Here is a 12,718-nt window from a genome sequence, read left to right as displayed (position 1 = left end):
TATGCCATCAAATTTGCAGTATGCAACATTTATGCAAAGTCTATTGCATACACTGCACGGGCCGTGTTTCATATCACTACCAGTTGTCGGGTCACGGCCCACGGCCCACGGAAGAAGGCATCGTGCCAACCTCGGGGAACCTGCAGCACAGCATCAACACTCGTCAGCTGACGATGATCGGTATCGGCGGAGTCATCGGCGCCGGATTGTTCGTAGGCAGCGGTAAGGCGATCGCCGCGGCAGGGCCTGGCATCGTCTTCGTCTACTTACTCACCGGCCTCGTCATCATCCTGGTGATGCGCATGCTCGCCGAACTGGCGACGGCCAGCCCCGAAACGGGATCGTTCTCCAGCTACGCCTCCCGAGAACTGGGATCCTGGGCTGGTCTCGCGGTCGGGTGGGTATACGCCTACCACTGGTGTGTCACAGTCGCTTTCGAAGCCATCGCCGGTGCGACGATCGCCAACCAGCTTCTGCCGTCAGTGCCGACCTGGCTGTTTTCCCTGATCTTCATGAGCGCCCTGACCGGCGTGAACCTCGCGGCGGTGACTTCCTTCGCGCGTTTCGAGTTCTGGTTCGCGATGATCAAGGTGATCGCGATCGTGGCCTTCATCGGAATCGGTATAGCGGCGGTCTGTGGCCTGTTCCCGCACTACCCCGCGCCAGGAACGGCGAACCTGCTCAGGCAGGGCGGGCTGTTCCCGAACGGATTCACACCATTGCTCGTGGCGTCGTTGACAGTTTTCTTTGCCTACTTCGGTACCGAACTGGTGACGATCGCCGCTGGCGAGGCGAAAGATCCGGTCAGTGCGGTGCGCGCGAGTATGCGCAGCGTCGCCGGGCGCATCCTGATCTTCTATGTCGGCTCCATACTCGTGGTTGTCACGCTATTGCCGTGGAACGCAACCCAAATCACCCAGAGCCCGTACGCCGCGGTGCTGAACCTGCTGGGAGTTCCCGGTGCCCAGACCATCATGAATCTGGTCGTGCTCACCGCGGTGTTGTCATGTCTGAACTCGGGTCTCTACTCGTCTTCACGGATGCTGTTCGCACTGTCGCGCCGCGGTGAAGCCCCCCGCCTGCTAAGCAGGACCGCCCGCTCCGGGGTGCCCGCCGCCGGTGTTCTCGCCGCCTCGAGTGCCGGATTCCTTGCGGTGGTGGCGAACTTCTTCCTGCCCACCGGAGCGGTTTTCACCTTCCTGCTCAGCTCCTCGGGCGCGATCGCGGTCGTGGTCTACCTGTGTATCTGCGCTACCCAGATCGTCGGACGTCGCAACAAGACCGCGGCGCAGATCACCGCCCTTCCCGTGAAAATGTGGGGCAACCCATACCTGTCCTACGTGGTCGGAGCCATCCTGCTGGCCATCGTCGTCGGGATGGCACTGACCTCCAGCACCCGGACTCCGCTCGCGTTGACCATGATGGTCACCGCCGCCGCCGTCACCGCAGGCCTGATTCATCAGCGCCGGGCGGCCGCGGTACAGATGGCGACAGCGGAGTAGATCACCACGCCTGCGTTATTCGCCGACGGTATCGGCGGCATAGACACCGAACTCGCCCAGCAGTTTTTCCTCCTCGAGCAGCGTCGGACGCACCTGATGCCCCAGGATGTGCGCGACCTCGCCCGTCATCGCCTGAGCAAGGGACGTGAAGGCGGTCATCGATCGCAGCACGCTGGCACTGGACGCCTCGATGTAGAACGTGTCGTGCGCCGAAACCGCCAGCGGTGAGACGGCGGTATCGGTCAATGCGATGACGTGGGCACCGCGCTGCCGAGCCCACTGCGCGGCACGCACGGTGTCGAGGCTGTAGCGATGGATCGACATCGCCACGAAGCAGTCGCCCGCACGCACCCGGCGCAGTTCATCGGTCAGGGTGCCAGCGGTGGCATCGATCGTCGCCACGTCCTCACGCAGCATGCGCAGCAAGTAGCCCAGCAGATACGCCGGGGCGTGACATTTGCGCAGACCCATCACATGGACCCGGGGCGCATGGGCCAGCCGATCGACGGCCGACTCCCACATCGCGTCTTCGATGCGCGCGAACGTCCGGGCGATATTCGCTTGGTCCAGCGCCACGGTCTGTTCGCGCAGCCCGGCTCCCTCGGCTATGAGGTGCTCGAGATTGTCGAAGCGGCGCAACAGTTGCGCCTGCTCCTGCAGCCGTCCGCGACACAATCGCGTCAGCCCTGGGTATCCCTTCAAACCCAGGCCATTGGCAAAACGCACGACAGTGGCCTCGTTGACTCCCACCGCGCTCGCGAGCTCGGAGACGGTCATGAACGCCACCGCTTCGGGATCCGACAGCACGCGCTGAGCCAACTTCTTGTGCGAGGTGGACAGCGAATCCATCCGACCGCGGATTTCGACCAGCAGCTCGTCGAAGGTCGCAGGACCCGCCGCAACTTCCGCGTTCGCATCCACCGAGCCTCCTCCGTCCACCCGCGCGGTCTGCCTTGGAATGGCAGTACCCTGCCAATTTAGCCGATTCCGGCGGTAGCACAGCCACCGAAGAGGTCGGCGGCGAGCCCCCCGGAATGCAGCCGGTTTGTGCTGCCTCAGGCGCTACGAATCGGACACAACCGTAAGGTACCGATTATGGTGCCCACCGAGATGTCCGAGCTGGTGCAATCGGTCGTCGAGTCGTATCTGCTCGACGGAACGCGCCGGTACAACCGCCCCGAGGTCGCCGAGCGGACCGGGACGACGAAGGCGCTCACCCGGCGGCTCTGGATGGCGCTCGGTTTCCCCTCCAGCGTGGACGACGATGCGGTCGACTACACCGACGCCGACGTCGCGGCAGTCCGCAGCTTCCAGCAGCTGAACGTCCTTTCCTCGGCTGACAACCGCCAACAGGCGGCGACTGTGCGCACGCTCGGGCAGGGTATGGCGCGGCTGGCGGAATGGCAGGTCGATTTGGTGCTCGCGGAGATCGCCGAGCGCATCGAGGAGGCGGGCCCGGGAGCCGATCCGGCCGAGGCGGTGCGCGCCGCGACCGAAGGCGCCATCGCCACGCTGGAGCAGCTGAACAGCTATGCGTGGCGGCGGCATCTCGCCGCGGCACTGTCCCGCTCGCTGGACCCCGGAACGACGGCGGGCGAGTCGATCCGGGAGCTGGCCGTCGGCTTCGCGGACATGGTCGGCTACACCCGGCTGACCAGGCACCTGCATCCCGACGAACTATCCATGCTGCTGGAGGCGTTCGAGTCCACCACGACCGCGGCGATCACCGAGAACGGCGGCTGGGTGATCAAGAACGTCGGCGACGAAGTGATGTTCGCCGCCGAGCGCGCCGCCGACGCCGCCCGGATCGCGCTGGCCATCCAGGAATCGACGATGATGGTCGGCGGTACCCCGGAGCTGCGCGTCGCCGTCGCCTACGGCCCGGTGCTGCAGCGCTTCGGGGACCTGTACGGCTCGGTGGTGAACATCGCGTCTCGGCTGACCGGCGTCGCACGGCCGGGCACCGTGTTGATCGATGATGCGGCCGCCGCCGCGCTGGACGGCGAGACGGAGTTCGACATCAAGAACCTGCGCAGCGTCCGGGTGCGTGGCTTCAACCGGCTGCGCCCACACGTGCTGCGCCGCAACGGCAAGAGCAAGTAGGTCCCGCTCCGAAACCGCGCCGGACGGACCCTAGGCGGCTGCCTCGCCTTCGCTCGACCCGGCACATACGCGGCTGCCCCGAGCCCTCACCCGACCCGGCACATACGCGGCTGCCCCGAGCCCTCACCCGACCCGGCGCGGGCGGTGGGCAGACTCGTCCGACTGCGCCCATTAGGCTCGTCCCGGTGAAGACGGACTGGTCACAGCTGCGCGCGCGTTCCCTCGTCGAGGAGGACGCGGCGATTCTCGCGTTGCACAAGCCAGCCGGAATCTCCGTTACCGGCGAACGTCATGACACCGACATAGTCGAGCTCGCGGCCGCTGCGGGGGAAACGCTGTATCCGGTGCACCGGATCGACAAGGTAACCTCCGGCCTGATCCTGTTCGCGAAGGAACTCGGTGCGCACGGTGAGCTGACCAGACAGTTCAACAAGCAGACCGCCGACAAGGCGTACCTGGCCATCGTCACGGCTACCGGACTGCCCGACACCGGTGTGATCGATCTGCCGCTCAGCGTCGGCCGCAAGAACCGGGTGCGGATCGCCGCGCCGCGGGAGCGCATACATCACGAGGCGGATCGGTGGTTCGTCGAGGAGGCCGATCTGCTCGACGCCAAGAACTATCCGTCGGTCACTCACTTCGCGACCGTGCTGCGCGGTGCCGCGCACACCGTTCTCGCTCTGCGGCCGGTCACCGGACGCCGCCACCAGATCCGGGTCCACCTGGCCTGGACTGGTCACCCGATCGTCGGTGACCCACTGTTCGACCGATCCGGAACGCATGAACGAACCTATCTGCACTCCTGGTGTCTCGGTCTGACCGCGTCGTGGCGCACGCCCCCGGAACTCGTGCTCGCCGCCCCGCCCGACGCCGGATTCTGGCGATCGATAGACGGATCGCACGAGGCAGCGGCGCTCGAGCGAGCGAGCGAGTTGCTGCACACCATCCGCTGAGCCGCTCGAACTAGCTCGGCGAACGCCCGAGCAAAAGCAGGATCCGATCCAGCACCGGCGTCTCATCGGGGACCACCAATCCCGGCGCGAAAGCCGCGCCAGGGGCCGAACGCTCCGGACCGTTGGGGACGGCGAGCGCGACACGCAGCGCCTCTCTGCCCAGGTCTTCGTCCAGGGTGATGGCCTCCCCGATCGACTGCGCTACGTCCCAGGCGTGCACGACGCTGTCGATCAGGTGAAAGGTGATCGCGAGGCCGGCGGGGAAACCGTAGCCGGGCAGCATTTCTGGCAGCAGCAGCGCGCGCTCGAACACATCTTCGGCGGCGAACGCGGCGACCACGTCGTCGGCCGAGGCGCGATAGTCCGCGACCGGATCGGTAGCGGGGCGAACCGTCCAGAGCCCCGGATCGTCGCTGCCCCGCGCGGCGGCGGCGAAGCCGTGGTTCTGCGTGATCATGTGCTCCAGCAAGGCTTGGAGATTCCACTCGGCGCAGGGCGTTTCGGCGCCGAGCCGGTCGGGGGTCACGCGGTCGACGACGTCGACGCTCAATCGCACGGCACGGCCATGCAGGTCGCGCAGCTCCTGCTCATTTCCAATAGTAAGCATGAGCATATCGTATGCAATCGCATACTATTTGCCAAGCGATATCTTCGATCCATGCCAGAATCTCGCCCCGACCTCGCCGCGATGATCGTGCCGCTCGTACGGGCGCTCATGGCCGCGGAGGCGCCCGTGCTGGCCCGTCACGAGCTGTCGATGTGGGGATATGCCGTGCTGCTCGGCCTCGACGCCGAACCGGTCTACACCCAGGCCGCCCTGGCCAAGGCGATCGGCGCGGACAAGACCCGCATCATCGGTGTGCTCGACGAATTGCAGCGACGTGGGCTCATCGACCGTGCACCAGACCCCGCGGACCGGCGAGTGAACCTGGTGTCCCTCACCGAGGCGGGCCGGGCGCTGCGCGATCGTGCGCAACGCGAAATCCAGGCGCAAGAGAATCGGCTGCTCGATCAGCTCCCCGCCACGGACCGGCGAGTATTCCTGCGCGCCTTACGCATCCTCTCCGCGGCCGTCGCCGAGCAGCCGAAGTAGGACCGACCGCGAGGGACAAGGTCGACACGATCACCGTGCCGAAGACGTTGCCGCGCCGGGCCGCGCCGGCCGATGCCTAGCGGGTGCTGGATGAGATCCGCGCTCGCCGACCACGTCAACCGCGTGACCACCTCGTCGTCGGCATGAATCAGCGGCGCCGACCGAAGCCAGGACCACGCACTCGTCGGTCGGTGGGTCAGGCCGACACAACCCGCCACCATCATCCCCCAAGAGAGTCGTCCGTCGAGCAGGGCATCCACTACCGCGGCGGGTCCCCGCCAGCCTTGACAGGCAAGTACATACTTGCCTATTGTTTGTGCCGTGAGCGACGTTGACAAAGCGATCGCAGATTCGGCCGGTCTCGTGTTCGCGGTCAAGCAAGGCCGCTACAAATACCACTTTATCGACCCCACACCGCTGCAAGCTATCGCAGATCAGTGGTCACAGACACGAAGGGACGCCCCATGACCGACACCATGGCTTACGGAACACTCGAGACGATCGACGGACGTCCAGGCCTGCGTTTCGAGCGTTCGTACGCGTACCCGATCGAGCGCGTATGGCAGGCGGTCAGCGTGCCGGCAGAGCTCGAGCGCTTCTTTCCGGGCGCGGCGGACTGGACACCGGCGGAGGGCGAGACCATCGAACTCGGCGGTGCGACCCTCGAGGTGACCGAAGTCGATGCACCGCATCGCCTGGCGTGGATATATGCCGGCCAGCGTCAGAGCTTCGAATTGGTCGACGAGGAAGGCGGCTGTCGTTTGATCTTTACTCACGTCATCGACGACTTGCCGGCAGCGCAGACCGCAACCGGCTGGGAGACCTACCTCTCGAGGCTCGAGCCCCACCTTGCGGGCGGCCACCTCTCCGATGAGGCGGCACACAAGCCGTGGAAGGACATCCACGAACGCTACGCCGAGCGCTTCGGTGTCGACCCCGAACCGGGCCGGCGCTGGGCGGCGGAGAATCTGCCTGCCGATCAACAGTGAGGCGGCCACTGCGGATCCGAGTCGAGTTCGAGCGTGTCCTCTCGTTGATCGGGCGGCCCGCAGAAGGCGACAACTCTCAGGATGACACTCCGTAACAGGCGGTGATCGCGGCGGCGCGGTTGCGCAGGGAGGTGCGCAACCACTGCGGGGTCAGGGCTTCCGCGTTCGTGGCGAGCTGCCACAGTGCCCATTCGGCGTGTCTCGGATCTTGGAATGTCACCTTCAGCCGCAGCCAGCCGTCTGCGTCGGCTTCTTCGGCGCGGACGGCCAGCGCGGTGCCCACCAGATCCTCCCGCTGTGCCGGGTTCACCCGCACCAGCACGGTGACTTGGTCGCCGCCGCTCCGAAACCGCGTGCCGCGTTCCTGCCAGGCCCGGTCCAGATCGACCCGGTCCGGTCGCTGTGCGGGTTCGGGGAGTTCCTCGGCGGCCAAGACCCGGGACAGCCGATAGGTGCGGTCCGCACCAGACCTCGTGGCCAGCAAGTAGCCCTGGTCGCGTACGGTGACCAGGCCGATCGGGTCCACCGTGCGCCACGTCGGGGTCTGGTCCACAGCCGCGTAGTGGATGCGCAGCTTGTGTCCGGCGAACACCGCGCGCCGGACCTCGGTCACTATGGTGTCGGGCACCTCCTCAGCGACCAGCCGGCGTGAGAAGAGGTCGGTCTCCGGGTCGATGAGCAATCGCTGGGCCGCGCCGGTCGCGGTGGCCCGATAGCTTTCAGGTAGCGCGTCAACCACCTTGCGCATGGCCGAAACGAGCGCCGAGCCGAGGCCGAATACCTGCGCGCCGCGCCGTGATCCGGCGACCAGCAGGGCGAGCGCCTCGTCGTGGTTCAGTCCGGTGAGCTCGGTCTGGAAACCGGGCAACAATGCGAAACCACCGTGCCGGCCGCGTTCGGCGTAGACCGGGACGCCGGCCGCGGACAGCGCCTCGATATCGCGCAGCACGGTGCGGGTGGATACCTCCAGCTCGCGGGCCAGCGTGGCCGCGGACAGCCGACCGTGCCGGCGCAGCAGCAACACCAGCGAGACCAATCGGTCGGCGCGCATACGGAAACCTTTGCGGAAATACACGACACAAGATGTCGTGATTCGTTGGGAGCCTTATCAGTATGACGAACAAGAAAGTGGCCACTGAGCCGAACGACCTGGGCAGGTACTTCATCGAGCGCGCCAACGCGGGCGACGTCGACGGGCTGGTGGCGTTGTACGAGCCGAACGCCGTGCTGGCGTTTCCGCCGGGCAACCTCGCGACCGGACATGCGGAGATCCGCAAGGTGTATGAGCAGTTCGTCGCGGCCGCACCGGTGCTCTCGCCGGGCAGACAGCATCCGGCGCTGGTGAGCGGCGACCTGGCACTGACAGCGTCCACGCTGACCACCGGCGAGGTGACCGTCGAGATCGCCCGTCGCCAGCCGGACGGGTCGTGGCTATGGGCCGTGGACCAGCCCGCACTCGTTCCGTAGCGGGGCGGCGGTGGGCCGGCGTGGCCGAGCCCACCGCCGCAGCCGCGTGTGGACGTGCGGCGGGGGATGTTGCTCGCCCTCCGCCAGCGCCGCGGCGTTCGGGACTCCGACTACTCCTGGGCGAACTCGGCGCGGCTCCAGCGCGCGCTCGCCGCGGCGAGCACCCCGGCGGTGCGGCCGTCGTGAGCTATCGCACATAGTTTCCCGAGTCGACCCCACGCGAAAGCGACATCGCGGCCGGACGACTCCGAGCTCAACCTGCGTAGGGTGCCGCTATCTGCAGTAACTCCTCGGTGCCGGATCAGGCGGATTCGCTCCTCGACCTCCATTCCGCCGAGCCGGTCCCGACCGGCGGTAAGCCTCCTGACGACGCGTAATACGCAGGTCATCTAGCCTGATGACGTGCCGCGGACGCGCCGTGAGCACACTATGGCGCACTGCAGCGATCCCCTAGTGAAAGCGAATGCCGATGATCCTGGTGGCTCAGGTCAGCGACACCCATTTCGATCTCGGCGCCCGCAACGCCGAACGTGTGGAGCGGGTCATGGCTTTCCTCGCCGACCTCCGTCGTAGGCCCGATGCCATCCTGGTGACCGGCGACATCACCGAGTGCGGAAAGCCGGAGCAGTACGCCGAGGCCAGGCGCGCCTTCGACGTCGACATCCCGGTGTATCCCATCCCGGGCAACCACGACGACCGCGCGGGCTTCCGCACCACCCTGCTCGGCGAGCCCGTTTCAGACGCGCCGATCAACCACGCCCCTCGCATCGGCGACCTCACCGTCGCCCTGCTGGATTCGAGCATTCCCGGCGAAGCCGGCGGGCAGCTCACCGACGAGACCTACGACTGGCTGCGCGACGTCCTCACCGCGGCGCCGGCCGCCAAGCCGGTCCTGCTCGCCCTGCACCACCCGCCCGCCCACCTGTTCAGCCCGGTCGTCGACGAGATCTCGCTTGCCGACCCGCAGCGGCTCGCCGCGCTGGTCGCGGGCGACGATCGCATCGTCGGCGTGCTCACCGGCCACGCGCACTCGTCGGCGACGACCCTGTTCGCGGGACGTCCGCTGCTGGTGGGGCCGAGCACCGCGTCCGTGCTGGGTGGTGAATGGGAGCTCGAGCTCCCCGACCATGTCATGGACTACGCGCCGGACCCAGCGGTCGCTCTACACGTCATCGATGAGAACAATCGCATGACGACCCACTTCCGCACGATCCCGATGGGCGGCCGCATCGGGGTACAGCCCGGCTGAGTTCGGTTTACCCGCCGGGAGCCAGGGCAATCGGGAGACGACAGCAACGCCTACTCCCGGAGGGCCCGCATGGTCGACCTACCAGCCGCAGTGGTGAAAGGCGCGTTCGCGACCGGAGCGCGGCTCCGGCACGCGCGGGTGTTCCACCCAGACGGCCTGCATCTGTCCGGGCGGCTGCACGCGGAGAGCGAGTTCGAGCCCCTCTTCGGCAGCGGCGAACGTGCCGTTATCGCGCGATTGTCCAAGGGGGCGGGCACGCCGTCGGGCCTACCCGATGTGCTGGGGTTCGCGTTCCGGGTGCTCGACCGCGATAACGAGCCATGGGACTTCGCCTTGGCCACGACCGGTGGTGGACCGTTGAGCCGATTCGTGTTCACGCCTGCCCGAGGCTGGGCCAGCGCCCGATACGGCAGCCTGCTGCCCTATCGGGTCGGAAAGTCCACGCCGACCTGGTTCTTCGCCGAGCCGGACGCCGACCAGCCCGGCTCGGCGTCGCTCGACGCGATGAACGAGCACCTGCGTGAACACATGGTGACCTTCACCCTCACCTCGAGCGGCATCGGTGTGCCACGCCTGCGGCTCGCCGAGCTGACGCTCCGCCACGAGGAACCCGCCGAGCATCGGACGGACTATTTCGATCCGATGCTCAACCATCCGCCCGAGGTGAAAATGTTCCCCGAGGCGGTCGGCAAGATTCGTGAGCTGGCCTACACCGGCAGTCGAAGCGGCCGGGGCGAAGCGACCTAACGTTGCGCGGCGCGTTCGCGTCGATAGGCCGCGGGGGTACCACCGGTCCACCGCTTGAACGCGTAGATGAACGTGGACGCTTCGGCGTAGCCGAGGCGGATCGCGACATCGCTCACCGAAAGCGGGGTGGCGGTGAGCATTTCCTCGGCCAAGGCACGTCGGACTTCGTCCAGAAGCGCACGGTAGCTGGTCCCGGCCGCGTCGAGGTGGCGGCGCAGAGTACGCGTGCTCATGTTGAGATCGCGTGCCACGGTGTCGATTCCGGGCGGCGCGGTGAAGCCGTCGGTGCCGCCGCGCGGCACGAGACGAGCACGCACCTCGGCGGCGATGCCGGTGCGGGCCCTGCGGCGGTGCACCAGGTCCCGGCACTGGGCCAGGCACATCGCCCAGGTGTGCTCGTTCGCCTGGGGCAGCGGCTGCTCGAGCATCACCGAATCGATGGCGAACAGGTTGTGCGGCATGTCGAACCGCGGTCGCACCACCGTGACCGCCCTGATCCGATCGGCGTAACTTGGTGCGGAAAAATGAAATTCGGCCCTGGTCAGCGGCAGATGCGTGCCGAGTAGGTCGCTCATCACCTGATGCATCGCGGTCACGTCGCGTTCGATGAGGAACTGCCGCACGTCGGCGGGCACCGACTCGTCGTGCACCCACGCGACGAACTCGGCCTCGCCCCACTCCGCCACCGGCAAGCAGAAGGTGAAGCTGAGGTCCAGGTAGCGCAGCGCGAATCTGATCGCCTCACCCAGCGTCGGGCTGCTGACGCAGGCGAAGCCGAAGATGCCGAACGTGGTGATCCGATAGCGGCGGCCGACCTCGATACCGAGAGCTGGCAGGTCGGGCCGTGCGCGGACGAGATTGCGGATCACCGTGAGCTCGGTGTGCGCATCGATCTGCGCGTCCGGGTCGCGCAGCTGCTGCTCGGTGAGACCGGTGCCGCGCAGCATGCGCGCAGTAGGGACATCGTGCTCGGCCGCAAAGCCGACCATCAGCGCCACGCTTGCCACGCCGCGCGGAAAATTCCAATCGCGGATTCCCGGACCTTGCACCCGCTGCACTCGGACATTATGGCCGGATATCTCGATACAGCTGGCAGAGGCTCCTACAGTGGAGTCATCCAGGGTCCTGTGAGGAGTCCCACATGACAGCAGGCAATGGGCCATCGATCCTCATCGTCGGCGCGGGTTTCGGCGGCATCGGCATGGCGATCGAATTGCGCCGCCACGGTCTCGATGACATCACCATCCTGGAGCGCGCCGCCGACCTCGGCGGCGTATGGCGGGAGAACACCTATCCCGGCGCGGCGTGCGACGTGCCGTCCCCGCTGTATTCGTACTCGTTCGAACCCAAACCGGACTGGCCGCAGCGGTACTCGGGGCGGGTCGCCATCCATGGCTACCTGCGCCGTGTCACCGAGCGGCACGGTGTACTCGACCTGATCCGGTTCGACACCGCCGTGACCGACGCGGAATTCGATGACGCGACCGGACGCTGGACGGTCCGCACCGCGGATGGGGATACCCGCATCGTCGATGTGCTGATCTCGGCGGTGGGCCAGCTGTCCCGCCCGGCCATGCCGAGCATCCCCGGTATCGACACCTTCACCGGCCCGTCGTTCCACTCGGCGGAATGGGACCACGATGTCGAACTCACCGGCAAACGCGTCGCCTGCGTCGGTACCGGAGCCAGCGCCGTCCAGTTCATCCCGAAGATCCAGCCGCAGGTCACCCACCTCACGTTGTTCCAGCGCACGCCCGCCTGGGTGGTCCCGAAATTCGACACCGACTACTCGCCGATCCAGCACAGCCTGTTCGCGCGGGTGCCCGGCGCGCTGCTGGTCGAGCGGTTCGGGTGGTGGTCGATCGCCGAGTTCATCTCGCTCGGGCTGGTCGAGTTCCCCGCGATCGCGCAGCTGGTGGCGCGCATCGCGTCGGAGCACCTGGCCAGGCAGGTCGAGGACCCACAGCTGCGGGCCGAGCTCACCCCCGACTATCCGGTCGGCTGCAAGCGCGCACTCTTCTCCAACGACTACTACCCCGCGCTGACCCAGCCGAACGTACAGGTGGAAACCACCGCTATCGCGGAGATCACACCGGAGGGCGTACACACCGCCGACGGTGTCGTGCACGAAGCGGACGTGATCATCTACGGCACCGGGTTCAAAGGCACCGAATTCCTCTGGCCGATGAACATCTACGGCCGCGCGGGCCGCAAGCTGTCGGACGCCTGGGGCGACGGCGCGCACGCGTACTACGGCATCTCGGTGCCGGACTTCCCCAACCTTTTCCTGGTCTACGGGCCGAACACCAATCTCGGCGTCGGCTCGATCATCTACATGATCGAATCGCAGACCCGCTACATCCGCCAAGCCGTCCAACTGCTCGCCGACCGCCCCGGCCACTGTCTCGACGTGCGCGCGGACCGGGAGGCGACCTTCAACACCGCCCTCCAACAGCGCCTCGCCCGCACCCCCTGGAACTTCTGCTCCAGCTGGTACCGCAACTCCGCAGGCCGGATCACCAACAACTGGCCAGGCTCCCAAACCAGCTACCGCCGCTCCATCCGCAAACTAGACCCCACCGCCTACACCCTCACCCCGACTCCTGACGCGTAAC

At 66.8% G+C, this 12,718-nt stretch carries 14 protein-coding genes; 9 read left to right on the top strand and 5 right to left on the bottom strand.

Annotated features, from left to right (window positions below):
- Positions 1-122 precede the first annotated feature (122 nt).
- On the top strand, positions 123-1,502 hold the full coding sequence (locus OH799_RS28110; protein WP_406270073.1) for an amino acid permease: 1,380 nt from the start codon (positions 123-125) through the stop codon (positions 1,500-1,502).
- Between the two features lie 15 nt (positions 1,503-1,517).
- Here OH799_RS28110 and OH799_RS28105 read toward each other — a convergent pair whose 3' ends face one another.
- Complete coding sequence (locus OH799_RS28105; protein ID WP_406270070.1) at positions 1,518-2,423, bottom strand: MurR/RpiR family transcriptional regulator; 906 nt, start codon at positions 2,421-2,423, stop codon at positions 1,518-1,520.
- Between the two features lie 174 nt (positions 2,424-2,597).
- Between OH799_RS28105 and OH799_RS28100 the strand changes: the two genes are divergently transcribed.
- Both OH799_RS28100 and OH799_RS28095 read left to right on the top strand, forming a co-directional pair.
- A complete protein-coding gene (locus OH799_RS28100; protein ID WP_406270067.1) occupies positions 2,598-3,605 on the top strand; it encodes an adenylate/guanylate cyclase domain-containing protein in 1,008 nt (335 codons plus the stop codon).
- A 185-nt stretch (positions 3,606-3,790) separates the two neighbouring features.
- A complete protein-coding gene (locus OH799_RS28095; protein ID WP_406270065.1) occupies positions 3,791-4,558 on the top strand; it encodes an RluA family pseudouridine synthase in 768 nt (255 codons plus the stop codon).
- Between the two features lie 10 nt (positions 4,559-4,568).
- Here OH799_RS28095 and OH799_RS28090 read toward each other — a convergent pair whose 3' ends face one another.
- On the bottom strand, positions 4,569-5,165 hold the full coding sequence (locus OH799_RS28090; protein WP_406270062.1) for a TIGR03086 family metal-binding protein: 597 nt from the start codon (positions 5,163-5,165) through the stop codon (positions 4,569-4,571).
- Between the two features lie 51 nt (positions 5,166-5,216).
- On the opposite strand from OH799_RS28090, the gene OH799_RS28085 reads away from it, so the two are divergent.
- Both OH799_RS28085 and OH799_RS28080 read left to right on the top strand, forming a co-directional pair.
- Positions 5,217-5,651: a MarR family winged helix-turn-helix transcriptional regulator gene (locus OH799_RS28085; protein ID WP_406270058.1), complete on the top strand. Its 435-nt coding sequence runs from the start codon at positions 5,217-5,219 to the stop codon at positions 5,649-5,651.
- Between the two features lie 464 nt (positions 5,652-6,115).
- On the top strand, positions 6,116-6,640 hold the full coding sequence (locus OH799_RS28080) for an SRPBCC domain-containing protein (RefSeq protein WP_406270055.1): 525 nt from the start codon (positions 6,116-6,118) through the stop codon (positions 6,638-6,640).
- Between the two features lie 76 nt (positions 6,641-6,716).
- On the opposite strand, the gene OH799_RS28075 is transcribed toward OH799_RS28080, so the two are convergent.
- Positions 6,717-7,691, bottom strand: a complete 975-nt coding sequence (locus tag OH799_RS28075) for a helix-turn-helix transcriptional regulator (RefSeq protein WP_406270052.1) — start codon at positions 7,689-7,691, stop codon at positions 6,717-6,719.
- 62 nt (positions 7,692-7,753) lie between these two features.
- Between OH799_RS28075 and OH799_RS28070 the strand changes: the two genes are divergently transcribed.
- The gene (locus OH799_RS28070) at positions 7,754-8,107 is read left to right on the top strand and encodes a YybH family protein (RefSeq protein ID WP_406270050.1); all 354 of its coding nucleotides are present in this window, start codon (positions 7,754-7,756) and stop codon (positions 8,105-8,107) included.
- 110 nt (positions 8,108-8,217) lie between these two features.
- Here OH799_RS28070 and OH799_RS28065 read toward each other — a convergent pair whose 3' ends face one another.
- Positions 8,218-8,364, bottom strand: coding sequence for a hypothetical protein (locus tag OH799_RS28065; protein WP_406270047.1), 147 nt, complete (start codon positions 8,362-8,364; stop codon positions 8,218-8,220).
- 206 nt (positions 8,365-8,570) lie between these two features.
- Here OH799_RS28065 and OH799_RS28060 point away from each other — a divergent pair, with 206 nt between their 5' ends.
- Together OH799_RS28060 and OH799_RS28055 are read left to right on the top strand one after the other, a co-directional pair.
- The gene (locus OH799_RS28060; protein ID WP_406270044.1) at positions 8,571-9,356 is read left to right on the top strand and encodes a metallophosphoesterase; all 786 of its coding nucleotides are present in this window, start codon (positions 8,571-8,573) and stop codon (positions 9,354-9,356) included.
- A gap of 69 nt (positions 9,357-9,425) precedes the next feature.
- Positions 9,426-10,103 carry a phosphodiesterase gene (locus OH799_RS28055; protein WP_406270042.1) on the top strand — a complete coding sequence of 226 codons (678 nt, stop codon included), beginning with the start codon at positions 9,426-9,428 and terminating at the stop codon, positions 10,101-10,103.
- Here the strand turns inward: OH799_RS28055 and OH799_RS28050 are convergent.
- The gene (locus OH799_RS28050; protein WP_406270039.1) at positions 10,100-11,161 is read right to left on the bottom strand and encodes an AraC family transcriptional regulator; all 1,062 of its coding nucleotides are present in this window, start codon (positions 11,159-11,161) and stop codon (positions 10,100-10,102) included. The two genes, OH799_RS28055 and OH799_RS28050, sit on opposite strands and share 4 nt — an antisense overlap.
- Before the next feature lie 83 nt (positions 11,162-11,244).
- Here OH799_RS28050 and OH799_RS28045 point away from each other — a divergent pair, with 83 nt between their 5' ends.
- Positions 11,245-12,717, top strand: coding sequence for a flavin-containing monooxygenase (locus OH799_RS28045; RefSeq protein WP_406270036.1), 1,473 nt, complete (start codon positions 11,245-11,247; stop codon positions 12,715-12,717).
- The last annotated feature ends 1 nt before the right edge of the window (position 12,718 follow it).

This window comes from Nocardia sp. NBC_00881, assembly GCF_045207455.1.
Taxonomy (GTDB): domain Bacteria; phylum Actinomycetota; class Actinomycetes; order Mycobacteriales; family Mycobacteriaceae; genus Nocardia.
This window is presented reverse-complemented; position numbering and strand designations above follow the sequence as displayed.